The organism is Aureispira anguillae, from assembly GCF_026000115.1.
In the GTDB taxonomy this organism is placed as follows: Bacteria; Bacteroidota; Bacteroidia; order Chitinophagales; family Saprospiraceae; genus Aureispira; species Aureispira anguillae.
This window is the reverse complement of record NZ_AP026867.1, coordinates 1,020,105-1,045,237: the sequence shown is the minus strand read 5'-3', so window position 1 is coordinate 1,045,237 and position 25,133 is coordinate 1,020,105. Positions and strand designations below refer to the sequence as shown.

At 34.2% G+C, this 25,133-nt stretch carries 37 protein-coding genes and 2 tRNA genes; 31 read left to right on the top strand and 8 right to left on the bottom strand.

From position 1 onward, the window contains the following. Positions 1 to 144: 144 nt before the first annotated feature. From AsAng_RS03820 to AsAng_RS03775, 10 genes are all read left to right on the top strand, one after another. Entirely contained in the window at positions 145 to 426 is a 282-nt protein-coding gene (locus AsAng_RS03820) for a hypothetical protein (RefSeq protein ID WP_264791460.1), read from the top strand. Between the two features lie 136 nt (positions 427 to 562). Next, entirely contained in the window at positions 563 to 796 is a 234-nt protein-coding gene (locus AsAng_RS03815; protein WP_264791459.1) for a DUF2829 domain-containing protein, read from the top strand. A 43-nt stretch (positions 797 to 839) separates the two neighbouring features. Beyond that, positions 840 to 912: transfer RNA gene (locus tag AsAng_RS03810), tRNA-Met, on the top strand. 88 nt (positions 913 to 1,000) lie between these two features. After that, a complete protein-coding gene (locus AsAng_RS03805; RefSeq protein WP_264791458.1) occupies positions 1,001 to 3,319 on the top strand; it encodes a VapE domain-containing protein in 2,319 nt (772 codons plus the stop codon). 53 nt (positions 3,320 to 3,372) lie between these two features. Further along, positions 3,373 to 3,846, top strand: coding sequence for a hypothetical protein (locus AsAng_RS03800; protein ID WP_264791457.1), 474 nt, complete (start codon positions 3,373 to 3,375; stop codon positions 3,844 to 3,846). 73 nt (positions 3,847 to 3,919) lie between these two features. Further along, entirely contained in the window at positions 3,920 to 5,125 is a 1,206-nt protein-coding gene (locus AsAng_RS03795) for a hypothetical protein (protein ID WP_264791456.1), read from the top strand. Between the two features lie 3 nt (positions 5,126 to 5,128). Beyond that, complete coding sequence (locus AsAng_RS03790) at positions 5,129 to 5,344, top strand: hypothetical protein (protein WP_264791455.1); 216 nt, start codon at positions 5,129 to 5,131, stop codon at positions 5,342 to 5,344. A 30-nt stretch (positions 5,345 to 5,374) separates the two neighbouring features. Then, the gene (locus AsAng_RS03785; RefSeq protein ID WP_264791454.1) at positions 5,375 to 6,187 is read left to right on the top strand and encodes a DNA adenine methylase; all 813 of its coding nucleotides are present in this window, start codon (positions 5,375 to 5,377) and stop codon (positions 6,185 to 6,187) included. A gap of 143 nt (positions 6,188 to 6,330) precedes the next feature. Beyond that, positions 6,331 to 7,665: a restriction endonuclease gene (locus AsAng_RS03780; protein WP_264791453.1), complete on the top strand. Its 1,335-nt coding sequence runs from the start codon at positions 6,331 to 6,333 to the stop codon at positions 7,663 to 7,665. 78 nt (positions 7,666 to 7,743) lie between these two features. After that, entirely contained in the window at positions 7,744 to 8,817 is a 1,074-nt protein-coding gene (locus AsAng_RS03775; protein ID WP_264791452.1) for an AlbA family DNA-binding domain-containing protein, read from the top strand. Here AsAng_RS03775 and AsAng_RS03770 read toward each other — a convergent pair whose 3' ends face one another. Further along, on the bottom strand, positions 8,818 to 9,447 hold the full coding sequence (locus tag AsAng_RS03770) for a hypothetical protein (protein WP_264791451.1): 630 nt from the start codon (positions 9,445 to 9,447) through the stop codon (positions 8,818 to 8,820). After that, positions 9,407 to 9,748: a hypothetical protein gene (locus tag AsAng_RS03765; protein WP_264791450.1), complete on the bottom strand. Its 342-nt coding sequence runs from the start codon at positions 9,746 to 9,748 to the stop codon at positions 9,407 to 9,409. Before AsAng_RS03765 ends, AsAng_RS03770 begins: the two co-directional genes overlap by 41 nt. 121 nt (positions 9,749 to 9,869) lie before the next feature. Between AsAng_RS03765 and AsAng_RS03760 the strand changes: the two genes are divergently transcribed. The 5 genes from AsAng_RS03760 to AsAng_RS03740 all read left to right on the top strand — a co-directional run bounded on the left by AsAng_RS03760 (position 9,870) and on the right by AsAng_RS03740 (position 12,830). Beyond that, complete coding sequence (locus tag AsAng_RS03760; protein WP_264791449.1) at positions 9,870 to 10,550, top strand: hypothetical protein; 681 nt, start codon at positions 9,870 to 9,872, stop codon at positions 10,548 to 10,550. After that, the gene (locus tag AsAng_RS03755; RefSeq protein WP_264791448.1) at positions 10,492 to 11,094 is read left to right on the top strand and encodes a hypothetical protein; all 603 of its coding nucleotides are present in this window, start codon (positions 10,492 to 10,494) and stop codon (positions 11,092 to 11,094) included. The genes AsAng_RS03760 and AsAng_RS03755 overlap by 59 nt, the downstream gene beginning before the upstream one ends. A 2-nt stretch (positions 11,095 to 11,096) precedes the next feature. Next, positions 11,097 to 11,696: a hypothetical protein gene (locus tag AsAng_RS03750; protein ID WP_264791447.1), complete on the top strand. Its 600-nt coding sequence runs from the start codon at positions 11,097 to 11,099 to the stop codon at positions 11,694 to 11,696. Positions 11,697 to 11,770: 74 nt separating this feature from the next. Further along, positions 11,771 to 12,430 (top strand): DNA-methyltransferase, encoded by a 660-nt coding sequence (locus AsAng_RS03745; RefSeq protein ID WP_264791446.1) that lies wholly within the window; start codon positions 11,771 to 11,773, stop codon positions 12,428 to 12,430. 202 nt (positions 12,431 to 12,632) lie between these two features. Beyond that, positions 12,633 to 12,830, top strand: coding sequence for a hypothetical protein (locus tag AsAng_RS03740; RefSeq protein WP_264791445.1), 198 nt, complete (start codon positions 12,633 to 12,635; stop codon positions 12,828 to 12,830). Positions 12,831 to 12,914: 84 nt separating this feature from the next. On the opposite strand, the gene AsAng_RS03735 is transcribed toward AsAng_RS03740, so the two are convergent. Then, complete coding sequence (locus AsAng_RS03735; RefSeq protein ID WP_264791444.1) at positions 12,915 to 13,463, bottom strand: hypothetical protein; 549 nt, start codon at positions 13,461 to 13,463, stop codon at positions 12,915 to 12,917. A gap of 294 nt (positions 13,464 to 13,757) precedes the next feature. Here AsAng_RS03735 and AsAng_RS03730 point away from each other — a divergent pair, with 294 nt between their 5' ends. The 16 genes from AsAng_RS03730 to AsAng_RS03655 all read left to right on the top strand — a co-directional run bounded on the left by AsAng_RS03730 (position 13,758) and on the right by AsAng_RS03655 (position 21,276). After that, a complete protein-coding gene (locus AsAng_RS03730) occupies positions 13,758 to 14,366 on the top strand; it encodes a hypothetical protein (protein WP_264791443.1) in 609 nt (202 codons plus the stop codon). Positions 14,367 to 14,417: 51 nt separating this feature from the next. Continuing rightward, the gene (locus AsAng_RS03725) at positions 14,418 to 14,774 is read left to right on the top strand and encodes a hypothetical protein (protein ID WP_264791442.1); all 357 of its coding nucleotides are present in this window, start codon (positions 14,418 to 14,420) and stop codon (positions 14,772 to 14,774) included. 7 nt (positions 14,775 to 14,781) lie between these two features. Further along, positions 14,782 to 15,108 (top strand): hypothetical protein, encoded by a 327-nt coding sequence (locus tag AsAng_RS03720; RefSeq protein ID WP_264791441.1) that lies wholly within the window; start codon positions 14,782 to 14,784, stop codon positions 15,106 to 15,108. A gap of 105 nt (positions 15,109 to 15,213) precedes the next feature. Further along, positions 15,214 to 15,675 (top strand): hypothetical protein, encoded by a 462-nt coding sequence (locus tag AsAng_RS03715; protein WP_264791440.1) that lies wholly within the window; start codon positions 15,214 to 15,216, stop codon positions 15,673 to 15,675. A gap of 4 nt (positions 15,676 to 15,679) precedes the next feature. Then, on the top strand, positions 15,680 to 15,847 hold the full coding sequence (locus AsAng_RS03710; protein WP_264791439.1) for a hypothetical protein: 168 nt from the start codon (positions 15,680 to 15,682) through the stop codon (positions 15,845 to 15,847). A 10-nt stretch (positions 15,848 to 15,857) separates the two neighbouring features. Continuing rightward, positions 15,858 to 15,983, top strand: a complete 126-nt coding sequence (locus tag AsAng_RS03705) for a hypothetical protein (RefSeq protein WP_264791438.1) — start codon at positions 15,858 to 15,860, stop codon at positions 15,981 to 15,983. A 23-nt stretch (positions 15,984 to 16,006) separates the two neighbouring features. Beyond that, positions 16,007 to 16,435 (top strand): hypothetical protein, encoded by a 429-nt coding sequence (locus AsAng_RS03700; RefSeq protein ID WP_264791437.1) that lies wholly within the window; start codon positions 16,007 to 16,009, stop codon positions 16,433 to 16,435. A 98-nt stretch (positions 16,436 to 16,533) separates the two neighbouring features. Further along, complete coding sequence (locus AsAng_RS03695) at positions 16,534 to 16,752, top strand: hypothetical protein (RefSeq protein ID WP_264791436.1); 219 nt, start codon at positions 16,534 to 16,536, stop codon at positions 16,750 to 16,752. A 25-nt stretch (positions 16,753 to 16,777) separates the two neighbouring features. Next, positions 16,778 to 17,452: a glycosyl hydrolase 108 family protein gene (locus AsAng_RS03690; protein ID WP_264791435.1), complete on the top strand. Its 675-nt coding sequence runs from the start codon at positions 16,778 to 16,780 to the stop codon at positions 17,450 to 17,452. Between the two features lie 7 nt (positions 17,453 to 17,459). Then, entirely contained in the window at positions 17,460 to 17,783 is a 324-nt protein-coding gene (locus AsAng_RS03685; protein WP_264791434.1) for a hypothetical protein, read from the top strand. 1 nt (position 17,784) lies between these two features. Continuing rightward, positions 17,785 to 18,165, top strand: coding sequence for a hypothetical protein (locus tag AsAng_RS03680; RefSeq protein WP_264791433.1), 381 nt, complete (start codon positions 17,785 to 17,787; stop codon positions 18,163 to 18,165). Between the two features lie 2 nt (positions 18,166 to 18,167). Then, entirely contained in the window at positions 18,168 to 18,425 is a 258-nt protein-coding gene (locus AsAng_RS03675; protein ID WP_264791432.1) for a hypothetical protein, read from the top strand. 14 nt (positions 18,426 to 18,439) lie between these two features. After that, entirely contained in the window at positions 18,440 to 18,838 is a 399-nt protein-coding gene (locus AsAng_RS03670; RefSeq protein WP_264791431.1) for a hypothetical protein, read from the top strand. Between the two features lie 2 nt (positions 18,839 to 18,840). Then, positions 18,841 to 19,071, top strand: a complete 231-nt coding sequence (locus AsAng_RS03665) for a hypothetical protein (RefSeq protein WP_264791430.1) — start codon at positions 18,841 to 18,843, stop codon at positions 19,069 to 19,071. A gap of 135 nt (positions 19,072 to 19,206) precedes the next feature. Continuing rightward, entirely contained in the window at positions 19,207 to 20,385 is a 1,179-nt protein-coding gene (locus AsAng_RS03660) for an AIPR family protein (RefSeq protein ID WP_264791429.1), read from the top strand. 144 nt (positions 20,386 to 20,529) lie between these two features. Then, on the top strand, positions 20,530 to 21,276 hold the full coding sequence (locus tag AsAng_RS03655; RefSeq protein ID WP_264791428.1) for a hypothetical protein: 747 nt from the start codon (positions 20,530 to 20,532) through the stop codon (positions 21,274 to 21,276). 33 nt (positions 21,277 to 21,309) lie between these two features. On the opposite strand, the gene AsAng_RS03650 is transcribed toward AsAng_RS03655, so the two are convergent. The 5 genes from AsAng_RS03650 to AsAng_RS03630 form a co-directional block, all read right to left on the bottom strand. Beyond that, positions 21,310 to 21,504, bottom strand: coding sequence for a hypothetical protein (locus tag AsAng_RS03650; protein WP_264791427.1), 195 nt, complete (start codon positions 21,502 to 21,504; stop codon positions 21,310 to 21,312). A 306-nt stretch (positions 21,505 to 21,810) separates the two neighbouring features. Continuing rightward, positions 21,811 to 22,545 carry a hypothetical protein gene (locus AsAng_RS03645; RefSeq protein WP_264791426.1) on the bottom strand — a complete coding sequence of 245 codons (735 nt, stop codon included), beginning with the start codon at positions 22,543 to 22,545 and terminating at the stop codon, positions 21,811 to 21,813. A 419-nt stretch (positions 22,546 to 22,964) separates the two neighbouring features. Beyond that, the gene (locus tag AsAng_RS03640; protein WP_264791425.1) at positions 22,965 to 23,903 is read right to left on the bottom strand and encodes a tyrosine-type recombinase/integrase; all 939 of its coding nucleotides are present in this window, start codon (positions 23,901 to 23,903) and stop codon (positions 22,965 to 22,967) included. Between the two features lie 99 nt (positions 23,904 to 24,002). Further along, a tRNA-Ser gene (locus tag AsAng_RS03635) sits at positions 24,003 to 24,090 on the bottom strand. Positions 24,091 to 24,305: 215 nt separating this feature from the next. After that, positions 24,306 to 25,019: a DUF434 domain-containing protein gene (locus tag AsAng_RS03630; protein ID WP_264791424.1), complete on the bottom strand. Its 714-nt coding sequence runs from the start codon at positions 25,017 to 25,019 to the stop codon at positions 24,306 to 24,308. Between the last annotated feature and the right edge of the window lie 114 nt (positions 25,020 to 25,133).

The window sequence follows — 25,133 nt, the reverse complement described above, 5'->3', positions numbered from 1 at the left end:
AAAGTAAAATTTACCTCCACAAACCTTGCATTTTTAAAGTTTAGAAGTTATATTTGTAATGTACAAAAGTTACTTATGCAGATTTAAGAGTTTAATTATTGCATTTGCAACTTCAAGAATCATGCTAATATAATAATTATGTTCATGGGAAAGGAAAAACAGAAAGGGAAAAAAGGAGTTTTAGAAAGATTTTTAGCCCACAGAATTACTGCGGAAGATTTTTCTGCACTAGTTCCAAAGGTCTTTGGCACTCCTAATCGTCAAACCTTTGTCTTTAAAAACCCCACCAAAGCTAAGTTTGAAGAAATTGAAAAGATGGCAAAGTTAGCAGATGTTGAGCCAAAAGAATTGGTTCAGTCCACAAAAGCAGGTGGTGATATTTTAACCTATATCCAGTTATTACAGATTGGATTTGAAATTTCATAAAATCAATTCATTCTTGAAAAAGAAGCAATAAGGGAGAACATAAAGCCACAATTGGGCATTGGGTGTGTTCTTATATTTATTTAGGGGCGGTATTAAAAATCCGCTCCTATTTATCAAACAATTAAATACTAAAAAAATGGATTTTGGAGATGCACTAAAAGCAGTTAAAAACGGTAAAAAAATTCAAAGACAAGGTTGGAATGGAAAAGGGATGCACGTCGCTTTATTTGAAATACTAATGTCGGCAGATGATCCTGATAGCGAATTCCCTCCTGTTTTATCCTTGTATAATGCACAAGGAAAACAACAGCTAGGCTGGGCTCCATCACAAGCCGATTTAATGGCAGAAGATTGGAGTATTATTGACTAATAATATAGGGAGTGCATAAACCGCTCCCACCCTTCTAAAATATAGCAGCGTAGAGCAGTTGGTAGCTCGGAAGTTTCATATGCTTCAGGTCGCAGGTTCGAGTCCTGTCGCTGCAACAAAGTTTAAATTGGATTTTTAACGCATTGTTTGTGTTATTATGCAGGGGCAGTGGGGACTGCTCCTGTTTTCTCAAAAAGATTAGATATGCGCTGTACATCATATAAAAATACATTTGGAGAAAAAATTGGAGATCTATATATAAAGCAAATCTGCGAAAATATACAAAATGGCTATTGGTTTAAACTTATTTTGTCAATGCGTCAAACCTTGGCAAAATCAAAAGAGCTTTATAAAAAACAAAAGACCACATTACCATCCTTTACTCCTTCAGGCGTTTTTAAACAATCTTATAACAACAATAAGAAAAAAGTTTGTCCTCCTAAAATGGAAGACCTACTAGAATATAATAGAATTGTTATTGTTGATTTTGATAATTTGACAGATTATGAAGTGGCAACACTTCCTCAAAAACTTAATGAATCCAAATACACCTTTGTTAGTTTCCTCTCTCCTAGTGGAAAGGGGTACAAAGTATTTGTAAAAGTTGGCGGTAAAAAAGAAGATCACAAAAAAGCATTTAAGCATGTTAATGACTTCTATCATAACTTAACAGGTGTAAAGCCTGATCCTTCAGGGAACAATATCAATAGACTTTGTTATGTGAGCTATGACCCCGATTTGTGGCATAACAAAGATGCAAAAACATTTGAATATCAAACTGATTTATTTTCTAATCAGAAAGAAACTAAAGAAGTACAGCCGAGCAGCGAGCAGGAATCACTTCCCCCGTCCCACTCCCCCTCTAGTGATGCCCTCGCTGCTGTTTTTTCTCGTTTGCTCAATAAACTAGAGCGTGATGGCTATTCTTATGTAGAGGGAAGCAGACACGATTTTTTAAAACACTTTTGCCTTGATGCTTTTAAATACGGAATTGAAGAAGCCGATTGTCTGGCTTTTTTTGTGAACAATTTTGATACAGCGGAAAAGGACGTTGCTAGTATGGTAGATTGGGTATATTCCAAACTGCCCTCGTCTGAAAAAGGAGTTTATACAAAACATCATTCCAAAAACCAATTGCAAAAGGTTAAAGAAAAACCGACATATAAGGCAAAGTTATTTCGTGAATATACTGATTTAGTAGAACGCCATACAGAAGTACTTACACAAGAGCAAAAAGAGGAATTTGAAGCGGATTATTGGGCATTGATTGACTATATAGAGAAAGATCTAAAAGTAAAAAACTCAAAAGCACGGGATAAGATTGCCAATGTGTTTTTGCTTGAAACAGCTCTTAAGAAATATTTCAACTTTCGATACAATTTGATGAATGGCCAATTTGAATATAAAGCCATCAAATCAAAAAAATATACGGTGTTGGATGATTCGGGTTATAATTCACTTTATAGACATATACTTTTTAAAGGAACCGCAACCACACCAGCACAGATAAAAAAGAGTGTAGAAAGTGAATTTTCACCAAAAGAGCATCCTTTAAGACGACTTTTTATAGAATGGAACATCAATTTAAAGGATGATAAAACAGATTATATCGATCAAGTTGCAAGCCTAGTTAAAACAGATGCTCCAAAAGGGTTTTGGAATACGGTTTTTAAAAAGTGGATTGTAGGCTCTGTTGCCAATGTCTTTGTTGATAATTTCTGTACTAATCGCTACTGCCCTATCCTAGTAGGTGGACAAAACACAGGGAAAACAAAGTTTTTTAAAAGCTTATGGCCTTCTGAATATCCTGAATACTTCTATTCAGGTGAAATTGATTTAAAATCAAAAAATAATGATAGCGTTTTAAGATTGGTTGATACGTTCATTATTGTAATTGATGAACAGTTGGCCATGATGGAAAACCAAAAAGAATGGGAATCCCTAAAAGGGCTAATTACTCAAGATAGGGTCAAAAAACGTCGTGTATTTGGCAAAAGTGATACAATGGCTCCAAGGATTGCCAATTTTTGTGGCTCTGTTAATCCACAAGAAATATTGCAAGATCCTAGTGGCAATACTCGCTTTTTAACTTTTAAAGTTACGGAGCATATTGATTTAAATAAATTCGCTGAAATTGATATAAAAAAATTTTGGGCGCAAGCCTACCAGTTGCACAAAGCCTCTCAAAAAGGAGCCTTTGATTATTTGCTAACCAATACCGAATGGAAGCAAATGAAAAAGTATCAAGAAAAATTTAAAAAGTACGACGTTGAGCATGAATTAATTCTTGATCTATTTGAAATCGGCACAGCAAATGACCACACCGATTTTTTAACCACTACAGAACTTTTTAAAAGTTTCTCACAAACCTATCCTAGACTAAATCTTACCCCTAATAAAATTGGTGCTGCTCTTAAATTTCTTGGATTCATTAGACAACGCAAAAAGCGAGATGATGGAAAACGAGCAGAAGGCTGGTATCTCAAAGATATAAATTCCAATTCAACGCTAAAAACAGCTTAGTAAAGCATTTTACAATCCAAATATATTTTTCAAAACCAATAAAAAGTAACGCTATGAAACCAGGTGATTTTGTAGAGGTAGTCTTCTCTCCTTCTGAGAAAGCAAGCCTAAGAAAATTAAGTAATTCTGATAAGGAATTATTGCAAGAAATAGACGCTGCCAAACTAGTGGATAAAGGAGATATTTATTCAACGATTTCAGTTGTCGTTATTGAAAACGGAAAAAAGGTAATCAAACTAATTACGCTCTTAAATGATTTGTTGCCAAGAATTGTGGAACCAGCAAGCCAATTCTGGGAAGATTTAGTGGCTATATTCTCTGTTTTGCCTGAAGGCATTGTAAGTGAAGGAAAACGTTTTTTGCTGTACACTCAACCCGTTAAAGGAAATGGCTGGGATCATGTTAAGTATTTGCACTTAGACACTTCCTCTGGCAAGTTTGAAATTTTACAAGAATATGGTGCTCCAACGATGTATACAGCAAAAAGAGGAATGTACAAAAAATTACAAGACTTAAACTACGTGTAAATAAAAACAGCAAACATCTATCTTGGCGGATCCTGATGTTTGCTGCATTATTCATTTTAATTTGACTAAAGATATGGCAAACTTAGCAAAGAGTCAACACATTGACTCTAAAAATCAAAGGGACATCCTAAAAGCACAAGAAGCATATGAACAAGTCCCCTACTGTCAAGAATACAGAGGATTAAAAAATATTGGGGATGTCCTGTCTGTTCTAGCAAGCTTTTGTAGTTGGCATACTCAGGCATTTGGCTTAGGCTTTTTAACGTTTATGTGGTTGTCAGGTTTTCTTAATACAGCGGTGGCAATGTATATGGGAGTGGCTTTGGGTGTGGTTGGCTCTTCAATTATTGAAGCACTCAAAAGAATCATTTCAAAGCTATTTTTTAAAAATTACTTTGATAGCAAAAAAGATACCTCTCTTAAGTTAGGCGCAAGTATTGTTTTGGTTCTTGCTGCCTCTATTGGGCTTAGTTTTTATGCTTCTCTATATATTCCTAATATGGTCGTAGATGCTCCCAAATTAGCCGATATAACAAGAATGGAAGCTTCATTTGATAAAGACATCACAGAGCTACAAACCGAACGCAATACCTATCGAAAAAACAGAGAATATAAGGGCAAATTACGCTCAAAAGATGCTAATACAGTATTGCTCTTTAACGAAAAGATTGAAGCCTTAAAAAAGGAAAAAAAAGCAGCCCTTAAAACGGCAAAAGCAAGCAACAAAGAGCTGGTTAATAATTGGGTAACAGAAAACAACGATAATGGTCTGTCGATTGGTTGGTTTATGGTCCTGTTAGAAATTCTTTGTATTGGAGGGATTGCTTTTCATTGGCATTATAAAAGCATTGCTCGCCTTGATGGCTCCCCTGCTCCCGAACCCACTCCCCCACTAAACAAGCAACCAAAGAGAAAAGGCTTTAAATCTACTTCAACTAAAGACTTAAACAACCAACAAGAAGTTGGGGAACCAGCCGAACAATCCCACGACAATTGTCTGACAACAAATGCAACTGAAAAAACCGACAGCTCAACAATTGTCGATTTGGAAGCTGTCGAAATTTTCGACAATGATACTGTCGATAAAATAAAGCGTCTTAAAGATGCTATTAGCAAAAACTATGAACGCTCTTTTACTTCAAAAGCAGAAGAGACTCGTGCAAATAATTTCCGAAAAGCAAAAGAAAGAGCGGTTGTTTTAGAAGATGAATATGGCATTGTTTCTTGGTTTTCTTCTGGATCAAAAAAGGTTCATTTCTCTACTTTACAAACTGCTTAAGATATGTCTATTGTGCTGCTATTTGTCTGTTTATTTTATGGGATGCTCTTTGCTTTCTTTTGCGTAGCAAGTGCAATTTATAGCTATATGTTTGGGAGTTTTATCGGTGGTGGCATCTCTGTTCTTTGTGGCTTTGGTGCTGCCATCTTTTTAAATCTATTTTTTAAACATTTGAATCCTAAAAAGAAGGATTTTGATTCTGATATTTTGGATTCTTAAATAGATAGCTTTCCAAGTGTTACCAAAGCAATGATTTCTCAATGGGGAAACTATGATAAAATAATCTATCAAATGATATTAACAAGACTAGGAAATAAACGCCAATATGCCAAAGCTATTTATAAGCATTTCCCTCTGCACAAAATGAGAATTGATCTTTTTTTTGGAGCAGGAGGCATGTTCTTTTATACTCCAAAATCTCAATACAATATCTTAAATGATTTAGATAATGATGTTACCAATCTATTTTTAGTTCTGAAGGAAAGAAAAAATGAATTATACAGAAACATTGAGTTATTGCCTATTACTTCCTCACTAGTTTCTTATTGGAAAGAAAATATTGAAACAGATCCACTACAAAAAGCAATTCGTTTTATCTTCTTGAGTAACTTCACTTACCTAGGAAAGAGAAATACATTAAGACTTGGATTGGACAACACAAAAATTAATCTATTAAATAGAATAGAACCAACTTTTGAAGCTCTAAAAGATGTGAAAATAACCAACTATGACTTTAGAGCTGTTTTGGACAAAATTTCATTCTCAAAAACTGTATTGGATAAATCAATAGCTTTTGTTTACCTAGATCCTGTCTACTTAGATACATCCCATTATTACAAAGTTCCTAACTGGAAAGAAAAAGATAGTATTGATTGTTTCGATATAATGAGTAATTCAGGAATTAATTGTGCTATGAGTGAATTCTCACATCCTTTCATAATCAAAGAAGCAGAAAAAAGAGGATTCAATATTATACCAATAAAAGAACGGCAAAATATAAAAAATAGAAAAACAGAAATACTCATTACTAACTATCAAAAAAATCAAAGAACACTTTTTTAATCTTGTTACAAACTAATTATGCAGATTACTATACTGTAACATAAATTTCTTTTTTGTAAAAAACAATACAGATACCTTTTTTAAAACATGTTTTTTTCAATATATTGTTCAGCAATATTTTTTTTATATAAAAAACAATTAACATGAAAATCCTTACTATTAACTTTAACCTTATCGAAAAAAGTAACCAATTTAAAGTTGATAGGATTCTATTTGATTCAAAAAACACTTTTCTTGATGGAGATATCATTTTTTGGAACATGAATGCTACACACTATCATTATAAACTAATGTCAAATAGGAGTATAGGATTAAATAATTTTAAACAACTTCAAGCCATTTTTGAGAAAAGAAAAACTGAGCTTAAAACTTTTTTCAAACTTAAAAGAAGGCTAATTTTACTTTCGCCAAACTTTGCCCCGATTGATTTTCATTTCACAGTTGATAAAAATCAGATAAAAAAAACTATTGACTTTAGCAATCTAATCCCTACTTCTCTATTAGAAAATTTTCAAACAGAAGAACTTTTAGGATCTAATATTTCTTGCATTGAGAATCAATCTTTAAAACAATTTATAGTTTCTGAAGGGAAACACTTTTCATATAATCGAACATTGTTAGGTAAAGTAGGGATTCCCATAATGCATATTAAGGATACTTCAAACGTTGTTGGAAGTTACATTCCTATAAACCCTGGAAAAGTTTTTATTTTCCCTAATATTGGTATTAACAATAGTTTATATTCAATTGATATTGTGAATAACTTCCTTTCTAAATTAAATTCTTTTACGAAAGAATTTGACATCCCTTTACCTAAACCAACCAATTGGCAACTACCAGAATGGGCAAACAAATGCAAATTACCAGGAGAAAATAAAGCCACAAAAGAATTAGAAGAATTGATGAAACAAAAAGCTTTAATTGAACAAAAAATAAAAGATCAAGAGGAAACTATAAGTGAATTCAATAAACTAAAAACACTTTTTACAGGACAGAGCGATCCACTTGAAACAACGGTAGAAAAAGTTTTAAGAGAAATTGGTTTTACTTTTGAGGAAACTGAAAAAGGAAGGGATGATTTAATTATTAAATTCCAAGACAAAGTTGGAGTTGTAGAAATCAAAGGAATAAAAAAAAGTGCTGCTGAGAAACATGCTGCTCAGTTACAAAAATGGGTTACTAATTACCACATAGACAAAGGAACAGAACCTAAAGGCATTTTAATAGCTAATACATATAGAGAAACTCCTCTAAATGAACGTATAGAAACAATTGATAAACCCAATTTTCCAAATCAAATGATGAATTATGTCAACAAGCAGGAGCATTGTATTTTAACTAGCACCCAGTTATTACATCTATATTTCGATTTTAAAAAAGGCGAAATTACATTAGACAATATTGGTAATAAACTTTTTGAAACTGTGGGAGAACTAATTTATAAAAAAGAACATTCTGCTAGTATTTCTATAGAATAAAAAAATCATCAAGTAATTAGATAAACCTATCTATACTACCATTAAAACTTTTAATGCACCTAAACCACTAAAACTAATATGGAATTTGCGAAAAAAATCCTTGGAAAAAACCTAGTCGAATTAACAAAAAATGATATTGAGCAATTCTTTGTAACAGAACAAGAGGAATCTGATATTGTAGAGTATAAATCTTACTTTGCTAGAGGTATTAATGACCATAAAAAAAAGGAAGAAGGCATATTAAAAACAATTTGTGCCTTCTTAAATTCTAATGGAGGATTACTTGTTTGGGGAGCTCCTAAAGGTGAATATGATAACAGCAAAAAAACGAAAGTATTTAAAGGTGAATTAGATCCTGTTGACAAATTAATTTCTAAAGATAGTTTTATATCTAAAATAACAAATAGAATAATACCACTAGCTGCACAAATAAGAATGCATACAATAGATGCAGGGAACAACAAGTATGTTTATGTATTTGAAGTAGAGGAAAGTTTTACAAAACCGCACCAATTTAATAGCATTTATTATATGCGATTAGATGGTCAAACCAATAAAGCTCCTCATCATTATGTAGAGGCTTTATTTAAACAAAAAAAATATCCTAACCTAGGGGGATACATAGATTTCCACTCCATAACTCTATCTTCACCTTCGGGATTTTCCTCTTCAAGACATTCCGCAATTCTTAATATTAATGTTGCGATATTTAATCATAGTTCATTATTAAATGAGGAAAATGTAAATGTTAGTCTTTTTATAAATAATGGGAAATTTAGTGAATCAATACGTGCTCCACATCTTTATCAAAACAAAGGAATTGACTATCAATACAATGGATCGCTAGCTAATAGAAATAATATTACTGATATTCTCTATTTCAATAGACCTGCTTTCTTTTCAGAAAAAATATTATTATATACAGAGCCATTAATGATCCAAAATTTTAAAATGGAATTAATATTATCTTTTGGCGGAAAAAAATCTCCATTAAAAGAAAGTAAGTATTATATTGATTTAAGGAACTTCACACCAGACAATATAAAAGATATTATTGACAACAAATCCGAAAATATTCTTGTCCACGAATCTTCAAAGGAGTTAGGATCTGAAAGAGATAAAGTCAATTCATTTTTTGAAACATTAAGATAATTATCCTTCACTAGATAACTCCCCATACAATTTAAGGATCCCACGACCAGTAGGCGAGGTAGGATTGACATTAGCCCCCGTATCCGCACGAGCAATTTTAAATTGCCCCCCTCCAAGATCAAAAACCTTATAGGCACTTTTTCCTTTTTGAACCAATTTAAATTGAGAAGGATCACTAATAGCAATAGGCTCGGCATTTGCAGCAGCAACACTAAATAAAGAACCTATATTTACATAATACAAAGGATCATTTTCGTCCCTGTTTTGAACAATAATAGACTCCCCCTCAAATTTTTGATTAAAATCAAAGTTATCTATTTGTATAAAAACATCCTCATCCATAAAAAAATAGATTTGTACAGACATCTGGCTGCGATCCAAATTGGGCGGTAAGGGCTGCATATAAGAGCCACTAGCAAAGACTTGGTTTGTAGAGTATCTAGCTAGAGCCTTTTTTCCATTAGGGTTGTCCTTTAGTTGTCCTCCATGATGTTGACCATAAAAAACAATTTCAACCATAGAACTACAATCTAAAATTCCATTTTTGGTAATGGTAAAAAACAGCCAATTGTGCGCTGATTTAATTACTTTATTGGTCGTCAGTTTTTTTGCTGGTTTTAGTTGCATCATTGTTACAAGTTGTATTGGTAATAAAAAAAGTGGCTAAAGGATATTCTGATAAACGAGCCAAATAATCACATTTTTTGCCCTTGTTTTCCTTCCAAGCTTCTTGGTTATCAAAAAGCGTTTTAAGCATCTCTTTAGCTTTCTCAGGGCTTATTTTAGGTCTAGACATTAGCAGCACCTTATACACTTTTTCTTTAGCTCCAAAAAGGAATTTTTCAAATCCGTTAGGTACTTCAGTTGCTTTTATGCCATAGCGTTTTCCTGATCCTTTGTCTTCTGTGATTTCAATCTTAATGTTTCCCATAAATCATTTTTTTGATTAAAAATAATTAAAATACGGCTAAAAATCAATCAAAACCGTTTTAAAAAATCAATAATTTGATTTTATTAAAACAAAAACGTAAATTTATAATCAAAAATAACCTGTGTATAGTATCGAATTACAACAAAACGTTTTTGCAGCTGTGGTGGAAGTCACCGAATCTAGTGGAGAGGCTTATATTGCGCTTATCGTCGCTTCGGTTGCCCAACAAACGGATTTTTACTATCAACAAGGGAAAGGGCTTAAAGACTTAAAATCAAGGGTTCGATACGTTTTAAAACGATTGGCAGAACAGGGATATTTGAGTGAACATCAAGGAAAAAGGTGCGACAATGGGATCCCAATGCTTTATTATAAATCAACTAAAAAATATATCATGTTTGACAGTGGTTTTTCTGGAATGGCAATGAATCAAATTTTTACACTTTTGGGTGGTCCAATTGGAATAGCCAACAAAGTTTTTGGTATGCTGATTAATAACCAGGACAAAATAGCGGCCTTTGCAGCTCAACGGCAAAATCAATTAATTGATGAAGGCAAAATTGCCCCTAACTCAGCAATTAAAATTTCTTTTGCGCTCACTCCTGTAAAGGATAAAATAAGAGTTATGGAGTTAGCCTTTTCTGCTGATGGAAAAGACCTAAAAGCCGATATTTTAAAAAATTACAGCTTGGAGGAATTTGCCGATATGATAAAAAAAATAATTGAACTAAAGACCAAAGAAAATGGAGGATCCAACAACGGATGCATTGAACCAAGAAACGACGGAAGCAACAACGGATAAAAAAGAAGCTGCTTCAAAGACCTTGGATGACTTATTAAATGGAGGGGACGATTCGGAAGCTTACCAACAGCAAAGAGGGGACAAAGCTAGGGAGGTGGTTTTGGGAGATGATGATCCTGAAGATTTGGGCGACGATGACGACGAAAGGGATCCTATAGATGCTTCGAGTATCAATGATGAAGATCGAGCAGCTGCTCGTCTTTTCTTTTGGTTTTACGATGATACAACTGCTAAATTATTTAGTCAAAATGTATACGGTACTTGGGACAATTCCATCCAGTTTAGGACATACAAAGATTTAAGCAGTCCAGAATATAAAGATTTGATTGATTGCGCTGCTATTGTGTATAAAAAATGGAAGTTCCGCTGGGGTCCTGAAATGGTTATTGCTGTTTCTTTGGGGACAAATCTATTTATGAAATTTCAGTTGGCCAATCAATTAAAAAAACAGTTTACTAAGGGGCAAGCTCCAACGGGCGATAACATTCGCAACATCAATACCAAAAAGGATAAAAAACAAAAACCACAAGCCGCAATGCTTTAATTATGGGAGACAAAGCTCAGACAATGTGCCATGCCTATGTTGGTACAACAGGAACAGGAAAAACAACGGAAGTCCTCAAACACGTCAAACGGTTGGGTGGGAAAGTCTTGGTTATTATTGACAATGAAACGGTTCAGGGCTGGGATAAAATCAAAGCTATTCCTCCAACTAAAAAAGCATTAGGTTTTAAAACAGGGGTTCGAAAGATTCTATTTGATGATTATGGAGCAGAGGAAGTTTGGGGCAATATCCATAAATTTTTTAGAAATGGTAATATTATTATGGACGATGCAGCCATGTATGTGGAACCCAATTGGAACCATAATAAAGCCTTAAAAAAGGTGGTTATCCAACATCGGCATATTAGTGTTGATATTTTTGTTATTGTCCATCAATTTAATGATTTACCGCCCAAAATGTGGGGGTATATCAAATTCCTTTTTATTGGCAAATTAACCTCAATTCCTAAAAAATCAGACATCAAAGTCGCCAATCCTAAGGCGCTTATTTCTGCTGCTCAGACGTTCAATAGAGCTGCTGCGGAAGCCGAGCGAAAAGGGCAAAGTGTTTTAGGGAAATTTTACTGTTATAAGAACTTTTAATTTTCTACACATAACTAGATACTTGACTTGTTAAAAAGGGCAAATTATTTTCATTCACTTTTTAACTATTTTTCATGAACGAACAAATTTCCATCCGTAACAAAAATTGCTTAGATGGATTAAAAACATTAGCAACTGGCTCTATTGATGCTGTGATCACAGACCCTCCCTATTTTTGCGGTATGACACACAATGGAACAAAAGGCACGTACAGCGACTTAAACTTGGTAGAACCATTTTTTAAGGCGGTGTTTACAGAATTTAAAAGAGTACTCAAACCCAATGGGGAGCTATACGTTTTTTGTGATTGGCGGACTTATCCTTTTTTCTATCCCATTTTGGAGCAAATTTTTACAATTAGAAATCGAATAACTTGGGACAAAAAAAGCGGTGCGGGCTGTTATTATTCCTTTTGCCATGAGGATATTATTTTTTGTACGAATCCTAGTCCTGTTTACAATCGCTATAAAAAAGGGCTTAATATTTGGCGAATTCCTGCCTTTTCTTCTGGCGCAAAGAAAACCAATGGTGAGAAAATACACCCTACGCAAAAACCAATTGAACTCATGGAGAAATTGGTCGCCTCTGCTACAGAGGAAAATGAAACGGTGCTGGATTGTTTTGTTGGAAGTGGCACAACTGCCTTGGCTTGTAAAAAACTTAATCGGAAATTTATAGGCTATGAGATTCAATCTAATTACTATGAGATTGCTATAAAACGCTTGGAATTATAGGTTTATTTTAGAATGAGTCTCTTTCTTTTTACAGAAAGGGGTTTGTTCTTTTTTTTCCTTTTATTCAAATTTAAAAACATAAAGTTTACTTTTTTATGATTTATTTAAAACAAAATGTTTCATTTATTATTTTAATATTACTATTTTTGTTTTAACACGCAGGTTGAATACCTATAATTCTGAATCCCTTATTATTAGACAAATGGTAGACAAACAAAAAAAGGAGGTGCAACTGGCTTTACAGTATATCAAGGAAAACAGAACGTCCTGTATTGATGTTTTTAGTGATGCTGTGATTGAATATTTTTCAAAGAAAGAGCATGTTCCCAACGAACAACAACGAGAGAATGCAGAAATGACTTTTAAGAGCATCAAGGATATTTTATTGCATAGTAAATAGAAAGCAAAAGGCTTCAACATAGACATAAACTAGCAGGCAACCAAATTGGTTGCCTGTTAAACTAAGAAAGGAACATTTTAAACATTAGTTTCTCATTCTATCCTTGATTTCAATTTCAATTCTCCCATCAAATCCAATTAACGACCTTTTTAAATATTCAAGGGTTATTCCAAATTTTAGAAGAATAATTTGTATTTCATCTATTTTATAAGCCAACAAAAATGAAATATGTGATTTTAAAGCTAGAAGTTCGTCAGTAGTTACCCCCCTAAAATTTACCATAGACTCCAATATATCTCTCTTTCTAAATAAGTGCCTAATAAACCTCCTAGAGTTCCTAAAAAGATTATCATATTGGGCTATAATAAATAAAAACACAGCAATCCAACTTGGGTTCACCCATGCTATTATTTCCGCTGGTGAATTATACTCAATTTTTAGAATTTTGGAATCAGTATGAGCATATTCAGACCCCAGCTCTGAACTATAAAATGTTTTTGCAATATTACTTACATAATAAAAAGCTTCCCTAAGTCTATTAAGATCTTCTGAATTATTAATAATAGCTAAATTTTTCAGCTCAATTTTTATATAATTATGGTTCTTACCTAAGAAATTTAATTCTAGATTCATATGCAAATGCTATTTAGACTGTTTTACAATTACTTACACAATAACTTCATGAGTATATAGTATCAATTTCATATTTAAACACACAATTAAGTAAATATAATTCAGTTTACTATATATTTTACATGTTTTCATTTTACTTCATGTAACTTGCCCCCCCTACTCTATTTAAACTTATCCAAATACGTTTTAAAAAATCACAATTTTCGAAAAAATCCAAACTATTGCAAGGTGGTTAAATATGCCTTTACTTTGGAGGTAAGAATGTTAGAAAATTGAAAAATTAAATCGCAACGTATGTTTAATAGAAGAGGGCAACGCATGGTGTATCTTACACCACAACAAATGCAACGAGTGCAGAACTATAACAATGCTGGTATTTCGCCAAGTACGACCGTAGCACAGCGCAAAGAATACCAAGCCAAAGCACCTAAAGTATCACGTGATCTTTATATAGAAATAGAGGTTAAAAACACTTCTACCACGCAAGAGCATACCTTTGCACTTTTTGACGCTTACGGAGCATACGCCAGCCAATTGAACTATGTACAATCGGGCGATATTAGTATCACTGGGGTCTCTAAAAACTATCAATTGCTGATTCGAAAGCTTTTGACAGGAAAGTACATTGTTAAGGATCTTCATTTAGAAACATTGGCAGGAAAAGAAAGCCAATTTTCTAGAACCATTACCATCTGGGACGATAGTTTGGATGTTGATACCATTAGCCCCATCAAAACCTTGTACCCTTCTAGCGGTCGTAATTCTATGCAAGAAAAATTAAACTTGCAAGAGTTAAAAAGCATCAACAAAACAATAGATGCTAACTCTGCCATTGTTTCAACGATTCTTCCCCAAAATACATATACGCTACGCTTCTATCTAACAGAAGTACAATTATCCTAAGCGATAATCCAATAAAGAGATACTATTTTTTTGACCTAATAGATTATAGAAATGACGCAACAAGAATGGGATCAAGCGTGGGCTATTTATGATAGTTGCATTGATGGAGGGGGCGTTCCTGCCCATTGTGAAGGAGCAGCACAGGCTAGTTTTCCTGATTTTTCTGCTAATCAAAATGGGGGTTCTGCTATAGGTCAATATTTTGGGAATCCTGGCAATTGGGCAAGCTTTGCTGGAGGTATTACCGATGTTGTTGGAGACATTGTTGGTATTGCCAATGGAAGACCCAATTACGGTGGTAATTACGGCTACCAACCAACACAAAATAATACTACAATTTGGTGGATTGCTGGGGGAATTGCCATTCTGTTTTTGATTCTTTTATTAGTTATTGCATTTAAAAAATAAATATAGCATGGGAGCTTGGTTTTCAAAAAACTGGTGGGTTGTATTAATCTTAGGATTAATTTTAGTTGGCATTTGGTATTACTTGACCAATCAAGAAAAGCCCATTGTTGTTACAAAAAAATATCCCTGTCAAGGGCATGAGGATAAAATTAAAACTCAAATAGAGGAGATTGAGAATAATACAGATTGGAAAGCTATTGTAAAAAAACAGCTAGATCAAAACGATCATGTTTGCCACAAAGAAGGCTTAACCTATGAGGAATGCCTAAGAGTCAATGCCGTTCATTACTTAGTAAATGCTGGCAAAATTCCTGCATCTTGTAAAACTTGGTAGATATGCAATTTAATTTAGTAACGCTATTGGTTTTAGTTTTGCTCTTGTTTCTCCTTTTTAGAGGATTTAGCATTGGTAAAGCCTTTGGTTGGGAATAATACGATTATGAAGCTAGATAAATGGACAGTTATTTTAATTGTAGCATTGGTACTAATTGCTGTATTGGTATGGTTAGGGGTAAAAAACAAATGGTTTTCACCTAGAACGGATCTATCCATAAAACAAGGGGATGGAGATGTAACCACGGACAGCAATGGCAAAGCTTCTCCTGAATATACTCGTATTGCTCAAAATGCCCATGACCAAATGATTGGAACCAATTGGAATATTGCCAATTTCTTTGGGCAGCCTTCTTGGATGGACGTTATTGAAGATTTAGAGGCTCTAAATAACAATGAATTGCGTGTTGTAGTAAATGAATACGATAGATTATTTGATGATAGTTCGTTAAGAAGTTTAATTAGTAATGAATATACAGGGTGTGGATCAAAAGGGCTATATGGGTCTGAACACATTTGTTATAAATACTTTGACGTTAAAGAACGTTTAAACCAAATCAACGCTTAGTACTATGAAACCAACAGATTGGATCATTGCTGCGGTAGTTATTTTTGCGGCAGTTTATTTGGCTCTACAGAGCAACGAACGAATGGAGGAAGGACGTTTAAAGCGTGCTGCTCGTGATGCTTACTGGGCAGACTTGCAAGCCAATGGAGATAGCTCTCCCCCATCTGCATAAAAATATAAAAATGCAAGCTATACCTATTCAATTAGACATAAATGCAAAAGCTGAACCCATGAGCATTGCCTTGCTTACAGGAGGGCTATTTTTAGCCTTGGTCTTGGCTTTATGGATATATAGCCTAATATCTTAAATTATCACTAAAAATTAGAGAAAATGACTGCTTTCGCAAATCCTGATACATCGCTGTTGATTAATACACAGCCTGAAATTTCAACTATAAAAACAAAAGAAGGAACTCCAGGAGTTTCCTCTAGTCAGTATCAAATTCCTGATAGCTGCTTGCCTAAATCCTACGATAATACGGGGCGTTATGTTCAATTTGTAGGCGCAATCAAAGCACTATCTGAAGGCAAAAAAATAACCATTCGATTAAAAGTCAATGGAGAATTAAAATCTGAACGTGTCTACGAAAGTGCTGGTTTCATTTGCGATCCTGCCAATGATAAAACACCTCCCCAAGCCAATGTAAAAGGGGGCGATTTGGTAAGCGTAGAAATTAGTACAGATGATATAATAGAGCAATCTGTTTTGAATTCTGTTTTTTACACTTATGCAGGAAAAACAACTACTGAGTTCTGCTAGTCTAACTATTAATTAGCCATAAAAATTGAAAGCTCGCATCTCCCCGACTTGTTGGAGCTGCGAGTTTTTTTATTACACCATAACAAACATATTATAGCATGAAGCCTTTTCAAATCTTAACTCTTGTACTTGCTGGATTACTATTGATTGTAACTTGGATGGATTACAGAGAGAAAAAGAACATGAACGATTATATCATGGGAAAAACAGGAAGCAAAACGCCTTGTAAGTGCAACGATCATAGTGATGATTCTACCACTAATCTAGATACAGCTCCTAGCCATACGGATCCTGCGCTTAGTGCAGCAATGCTTTAGTTTTTTAGCTCCAAAAATTATAAAAATGGCAAAATTTGAGGAATGGGTAAAACCTGGTAAAAGAAGATACCGCCGAATAAAGGCTGGCTATCAAAATGAGAACTGGGATCCTGGTAATTATACGGGTGGAAAAATAGGGGTTGGAATTCAGGCAGGAACCAATATGTCTATTGCTGCTCCTACCCTTTCCGAATGGCGAGGGCATGCTGTTACGGCTGCTGAAATGAAAGCATTAACAGAAGCTGAAGCACTCCAAATTTACCGAGATAATTACTGGATGCCTATCAAAGCTCCTGATATAGAAAATCAAACCATTGCAGATTTTTTAGCCGATATGAAATCTAGTGGTGGTGGTGTTTGGAATATGCAAAAGGGGTTAAATGATTTAGGGGAAAATATTGCGGTTGATGGAGTTGTTGGCCCACAAACCTTGGGAGCCATTAATCGCCAAATAGAAAAAAGCGTTGCTCGGCTGAATAATGCATTTAGAAAACGGCAAATAGAGTATTATAATTCAAAAACTAGCCCTGCAAAATCGGTTTGGCTGAGTTCTTTAGATAAGGATTACCCTGAAATGAGTGAGACCGCCGAAAAGCTCGGTTTGCCAGAAAAGTACAATAACAAATCTTGGATTTATCTCAGCATTGCTTTAGGGATCCTACTCTTAGTATTAATTGGGTGGATGCTGTTCAAAAAATAGAAAAACGATGATAACCATTATCCCCACAATCGAAAAAACAACCAAAATAAAAGTCCTTGCCTTGCATGTTCTTTTATTAAGTTTTTCGGCTCTATTAGCGCAAGATTATAACGAGCAATTAAATCAATATTTTGATTTGCACCACCAGCAAATAGAGCTATTGCAAAAGCAACTTCATGCTGCTATTATGCTATGTTATACAATGGGCTTTCTCAGCTTGTCCACGATTGGTTATTTTTTGTTTGATTATAAAATCCACGCTTGGTTGATTGATTGTTCTATTTGGTGGAATGCAAAAAAGAATTGGTTAAAAAATAAATGGCCCTTTTGATATGGATAATCGTGTAAAAATAATATTGGTTGCCGCTGCTCTCCTATTCCTTGTTTGGGTGTTTTTTACCTTGAATCGTAAAAAAGACGATCCTAACGATCCTAAAAATGAACAAGAAAAAGAAGATCTTCAAAAACAAACCTGTACCAAAATAACAGGCAGTTTGTATTTGGGTAAAAAAACAGTGGCTAGGGATAGTATTGCCAATCAAGTCCGAGCTGGAGAATATTCGAAAGATGTTTTTGAATTGTATCGGGAATATAGAGCGGAGGCAATAGGAGCTGGAATTCCTGACCATTTTGAAGCCATTAGAGATTACGCCTATTGGGCTGAAGCTGACGAACAAGTACAAAAAGATGGTTTCTGTTTTATGAATGTATAATTATGAAAGCAATTCAAAAATACTGGTGGGTTTTAGCATTGGTTTTGGTGCTTCTTTTTTTGTTGTTGGTCTCCAAGGCTTCTAATGATAAAAAAGGGACTAAAGGGGCTAAAAATTCCAATGACCAAGGCTGTAAAGAGATAAGTTGGGCAGATTTTAAAGGCAAAAAGCAATATTACTACAACGAAAACGGGGGCAATTGGACACTAGCCCATGCTCAGGTGCTCGACGAAGGATATTGTGAACATACTGGAACCTAACAAAAAAGTTAAAAATGAGTTTAATCGGTTCGTTGTTGAGTAATACAGGATCTTTTGACAAAATGCGTCAAGGCTACTATGACGAAGGCTCTGCCTGTGGTTTTGTGACAGAATGCCAAGAAACCAAAGATTGTATTTTTCGCATTTGTGCGCCTAACCAGGATGCTTATGGAGGGATATTTTATGAAAGCTGTGTAAGGGCTTGCAATGCCGACCGCTCTATGGATAAGGTCGAAGATTTTCTTTGTCAAAACCCACAGAATGCTTGGGATCTTTATGGGGTTTCTTGTCCTGATTTTGAACCTCGTATTTCTGGCTCTATCAATATTTTAGGACGTGAGTTCACCCTATTACAGTTGGCTAGTGCTGTGCTTCTTATGATCCTTATTTACATCATTATTCAACGAATTTAATCATGGCTAAAGAACAAAGTAGCGGTATGGGGGGCGGTATCTGGGGCAGCCTTATTGATGGTATCTTTAACTCGGTCGATCAAGTTGAACAACTGGAAGCTGATAATGCTGCTTTTGATAGAGCGGTGTTTTTTAAGGAGGGTAAGTATTCCAATAAAAATAACCAAGATTTGATTATTTTTATTGGATTGCTGCTTATGCTTGGGCTTGTTATTTTTTTCTTTGGGAAGTAAAAAACACATGTAATATTTTTTATTTCTAAAAAAATAATTGTATAATTGCTTTATTACTAACAATTACTTATACATCAATTCTTGGATGGATTTCCAATGAAAAAAGCAGATGATGAGTAGAAAACAAATTAATTTATGAGTTCTTTCCAAAAGAAAGGGAATATATTCTATATCCCGTTCCATACTAATCGTAATATCAGTTCCCCTGATGACAAATCTAATGATCGAAAAGTTTATGTTGGTCAATTTCCTATTTCGTCTATTCTAAATATACCTACTGATGAAAATGTAAGAGATTACTTACTTGAAGCAGAGGGTAAAACAAGAAAACGACCAACGCAGGTACATAGAGCAATACTTGATACATTAGAAAATACTCCTCACCACTTTTCAGTTCTAAATGGAGGAGTAACTATCGTAGCAAGAGGGTTGGTTGTCGATGAAAAAAATAGACAATTAATCCTTACCAATCCTAGTATAATAAATGGGGCTCAAACACAAGGTGTAGTAAAAGATTTCTTCAAGGATAATCCTAATTTAATAGCTGGTGATTTCGAAGCTTTTATTAAGTTTGAAATAATTGTCACTTCTGATGAAGATTTAATAGCCTCTGTTTCTATTGCAAGAAATTTTCAAAATGATGTAATGACAATATCTATTGTTGGAAGGTTAGGGCAATTAGATGAGCTAGAAGCTGCTATGCAAAGAAAGTCTCCTAGTTCTAAATTAAAAAAATCTGAGACAAAGCTTTCTGATAACTATATCCAATCAGAAAGATTATTACAGGTACTTACAGCTTTAACTCCAAAAGAACTTTGGATACAGAAAGGGGAAGTTAATAAAGTATATGCCTATAATATGAAATCTAAATGTTTAAAACAATTCCAAGAGGTATATAAGAAAGCAAAAGATCAAAATGACAAGGATCACAAAAAAAACCTAGCCTTATATAATTTCTACCTAGATATAGCATCGAACGCTTGGGCTTTATACTGGAAATGGAAAAAACATAGTGGTTTTGTGGGTACTAGAATCAAAAGCATAGAAAGAGATTCTAAAGGTCAGATACAAAATATCCCAGATGGTATTGTATTTCCAATACTAGCTGCTTTATCGGAATTCATTATTTTTAAAAATGGAGAATGGCAATATATGCCCCCTACTTTTTTTAATGATAATCAACTAATTACTGCTGCAAAAAGCACTTATATGGATATAGCAAATAGCAACCCCATGTTAATGGGAAAAAGTAAAGCTTGCTATTCTTCTTTAAACCAAATCACTCAGATATATAAGAGTATTCATAATGCTTAATTTTTGTAAAATTAAACATAGCATAATATAATAACCAAAAGCAATGCAGATGCCTATGTAAGCGTTTACATTGCTTTTTATCTACCTATAATAATGAATTATCAAGCGTCAAAAGTCATCTTTGATTAAAAAGTTTTTAAACCTATGCCAAGCAATTTTTCAAAGTATGAAACAAAAAATCACTCGTTAATCATCAATGAAGAAAACTTTACTGAATTCCACCAGTTCCTTCTCAAATATTTCACTAGTATTGAGTTAATTGGAGGAACAATTGATAAAACGACAATAAAGTTTCAAGATCTTCAAGATTTATTTAACTATCCAAACCACAAGGAGAGGAAATTAATACATATTCAAACTTCATGCAAGAAGGGATTAGGAGACGACTCTGCTCATCTTTCAATATATTTAGGGAAAGAATTTTTATCCATGAATCATACAATTCGGTATCATTTAGACTATGATATACAAGATTGGGGTTTTAGGTTTGATGATGAATTAAATAAATTTTTAAGAGGATTTAAAACTAAAAGTAATCTTATAAGTAAAACAGACTTGATACTTATAGCTCCTCTATTTGTCGCACTTTTACTAACATTCTACATATTTTATATTGATAATAATTCTCATGGAATGGAAAATAGTAATTCATTAGAAATTCTAAATCATAAGATCCCTGTAAAGGTATTAACATCCTTTTTTTTCCTTGGAGTACTTATTAGTATCTTTTTTGAAAAAATTAAGAAATATTTGTTCCCTCATATCTTTGTTGCACTAGGAAAACAAAAAAAGGAGTACTTACATAGATTAAAAATTCGAAACCTTGTATTTGGGGTCATAATTCTAAGTCTTTTAATCAATATTCTTTCTACTTTTATTTATAGTGGATAAAAAAGCCCATCCAAAAGGACAGGCTTCTATTCTTTAGCTTTCCAAAATTACATCTTTCAGTAAATCGAATGTTAACAGCACTTCATCTTCGTATTGTTCATTGCCTTTTAGTTGTGCTGCATGACGGGTAGCAGCTTCAAATAAAATGTCAAGCATACTCATTTTATGCTCACTAATCATTCCTAATACTAATAGTAATTTCGGGGATGGATTTTTAACGTTCTTCATTTTGCGGACGAATTTTAGTTAATAATAATAAAGACCCCTGCCCTATTCGTCCGCAAAAACTACCTACTCCATACAGAAAACTGTAAGGTAGGAAGGGTCAGGAGCCTTGTTATCTCTTGTTAACCTAACTTAATATAATAAGGAAAAGTTTCCTTTGAAAAATAGATAGTTTTGCGGACTATGTTACGAAAATAAGAATTTTTTTCAAGAAAAGCAAATTCTAGTTACATGGAACAAGTTTAACAATCCAATCATAACTTTTGTAGGTTAAACCATTGGCTGCCTATAAATCTAAGTTTTTCTTACTTAGACTTTTGCTTTTGTTTCTTCTACCATTTGCTTTACCCCTTTTCGTACAAATTCCTCTAAAAGATCTTTATCTATAATTTCAAAGGCTTCCTTCTTTTTCTTTTTTCTAGTTTTACACAAATCTATTTCAGGATATATTTTACTGCCTTTGTGGGCTATTTTGCACTTACAATCAGCTTTGTGTTCCTCACTCCCATTGCACGGTGTATAATAAAAGGAATAGCTTCCCCCGTAATCATTTTTCTCCAGTATAATCAATTTAAATTCAATAACAGCCCCCGTTTTAGTTATACTTGCATCTCTAGAAGCAATTTTTTCTTTACCCCGTTTAGTGTAAAATTTATTGGTTTTGTGCTTAATGTTAAACTTCATTTGCACCAACTCCAGAATCAAATCTGTTTCCGTTAATTTTTTTAATTCCTTATAATTGGTTTCTTCAGATTTACTAACAACCTCATTAAATAGCCCCCTATCCTTTACATCAAATCCTGCCAAAACTAACTCCTTTTCTATTGAATTGTATATGTATGCATTTGGGTCTTCTTGGGTAGCATTTTGTTCTGACTTTGGCACCCTCAACACAATAGAAGGAGATTCATTATCTTTCATGAACTTTTTAATCTTATTCGTTGCAATAATTTCATCAGTCTTTCCTTTATATTTTAAATATCCAGTTTGTCTACAGGAAGCAGTTAAAATAATTAGGGTAGTAATCAAAAGTAAGTTTCTCATAGTTTTATTATTTATTTAAATTTTAACAAATATAGTGTTTCATTCTAAAAAATGATATTATTCTATTTTTCAATCTATTGAACTATACACAGGCGGAAGTCCCCACCATGTCACAAAAAGCAATAAAATAGATTTTTTATTTTTTATCCCTTTTGACAACTCCTATACTATCAGAGCAATATTCCTCTTTTTTCGGAAAAGTGTCGGACTGCCTTCGAAGTGTCGGACTAAAATGGCAAACCCTGCCCCGACTCCCAACTCATTACAAATCAACTACTTATAGAATCACGTCGGACTACCCATTTTTAAGTCCGACAAAAAAAACCTTCACAATTAACTGTAAATCAATAACTTGCAAGGTGCTGTCGGACTTATCGGACTATTTTGGCAGTTTTTAAACTTCCCACGTTTCACAGTTTTTAGAAAATCTTATTTTCCATGTCACGAATACTGTCATTAACTCCCCCATAAGCTTGCAAATATCTTTGAGTTGTTGCCAGTTCTTTGTGGCGAAAATGTTGCTTTAGATCCATGATGTTTAGCCCCTGCTCTATCAGATCCCGTGCAGCGGTATCTTTCCAACTGTAGAAGGTTTTCCCTTCCACATCTTTTAGGAAGCCGTACAGGTGCAAATTTTTAATCACCCGCTTATGTTTTTTAGAAATGGTATCACGGCCACAAGGATTAGCAGCAGGCTTTAGTGCGCCAGCTCCAAATAAATACCAACTTTTGGGATAGCTGTTCAAGTGGTAGGAGTTCAGAAGAGGAAGGAGAACTTTCGGAATCGTAATCGTTGCATTTTCTTTATTCTTGGTTTGGCTCCCATCCATCTGGATTAATCCAATTTTGAGATCAAGATTACCAACCTTCAGCCGACGCAATTCCGCTGGGCGAATAGCACAATAATAACACAAGCAAACGGCTAAAAGCAATTCTTTGTTATCCTGCTTTATATACTGTATAATCGTTTGCTTTTCGGAATAGGTAAAAGTGCGCCGTTTTTTCTGTGTTTCTTTTAGCGTTTTGATCGCAGCAAAAGGATTGACCTCAATATAGTCTCGTTCTGCTAGGGTATAAAACAACGCTTTCATGGCCCGCATATAATTGTTCCGAGTTTGGGCATTTACTTTTCTGGTCAATAGCACATCGTCCAAATATCGAATGGCATGAGCTTTCGTAAATTCCGAAATTTTTAAATCATCCAGTTCTTTGAGCTTTAGATATTCCTCAAATCGGTCGATAAAGTTTTTGTACTCCTGCAACGATTTATAGCGAATGTAGGTGGATTTGATGCGTTGAGCGATCCTGAGGGCTACTATTATATTAATAGCGGTAGGATCTTTCTTTGAGTCTTGCATTTTTTTTTACCCCTCTGTTCTGGAGAAAACAGCAGAGATAAGGTCTTAAAAAAGGAGAAACCGCAAACAGCTGATGTAGCTATTTGCGGCTCTTTCGTGCGGAAGTTGAGGGATTCGAACCCCCGGTAGGCTATTAACCCACGCCAGTTTTCAAGACTGGTGCATTCAACCGCTCTGCCAAACTTCCTTATTATTAGTGCAACCATTTCGTTGACTGCGATGCAAATATACGACCCTTTTTTAAATCTGCAAATTTTTGGATTAAAAAAATGTCTTTTTTTTTAGAAAAATTGCACACTTTTTTGCTTTCTAATTCATTTCCAAGCTACTGCAAGGGCAACATTTTTTTTATTTTTTTTTAAAATTCTTTTAGAACGCTACAAAAGGTAGAGAATGCTTCTCTTATTTCTCTTCAAAGAAATTTAAAATTCTCGCATCTGGTATTTTTTGAGCAATCAGGTAGCCCGCCAAATCAAAATAAGCAGCTACTTCATCCAAAATCCAACTATCGGCTGTAATGCAGATATTATTTTGTTGGATTAATGTTGTATCTGGGTTGTAGACCAATTCTACCTCCCAATTAGAAGCTCGCTCCTCTGCCAATGCATACAGTAATGTTTTTAAACGTCCACTATTTGATACAGGAGCATCAAAATACCACTTTACGTGAGCAACCTTCAACTCTTTTAATGCCTCATCGATCAATTTCAGGGCAGGGATTGTTTCCTCCACTTTCTTGTAAGTACCATGCACACTAGCAATATCTCGAATACAACCGTCTTGCCCCACAAATAGATAACCACCAGACAAAGCCACTTCGATTGTAATCAGTAAATTATATCCATCTATAACAACCGTTTTATTTTCTAGATGATTGGCAGACAAGCGTTTTGAGTTTCTAGTGTTTATTTTGTCATAAGGACAGCTAATCAGACTCAAAGCACGTTGTTGCCTTTTATTGAGTTGATAACGATTCCCAACCAAAGCCAAGGCAGATTTCTCTCCATATTTTCGTCCCAACAAAAAAGACAAATCTTGTGCAGCTTCTGCAAAAGTAGTGTGCCATTTCAGTCCAAAATTTTTATCATCATTCGAATGTTTCCCTCTATGCTTCATTATTTTTGATTTATTCGTGCAATACCTAAAGACAGAACCCCAATACTCCTCGAATAGTTCATTGGTAGACTAAGTATCCCAATACAATTTATAACAGTCCTCCTATTTACTTTT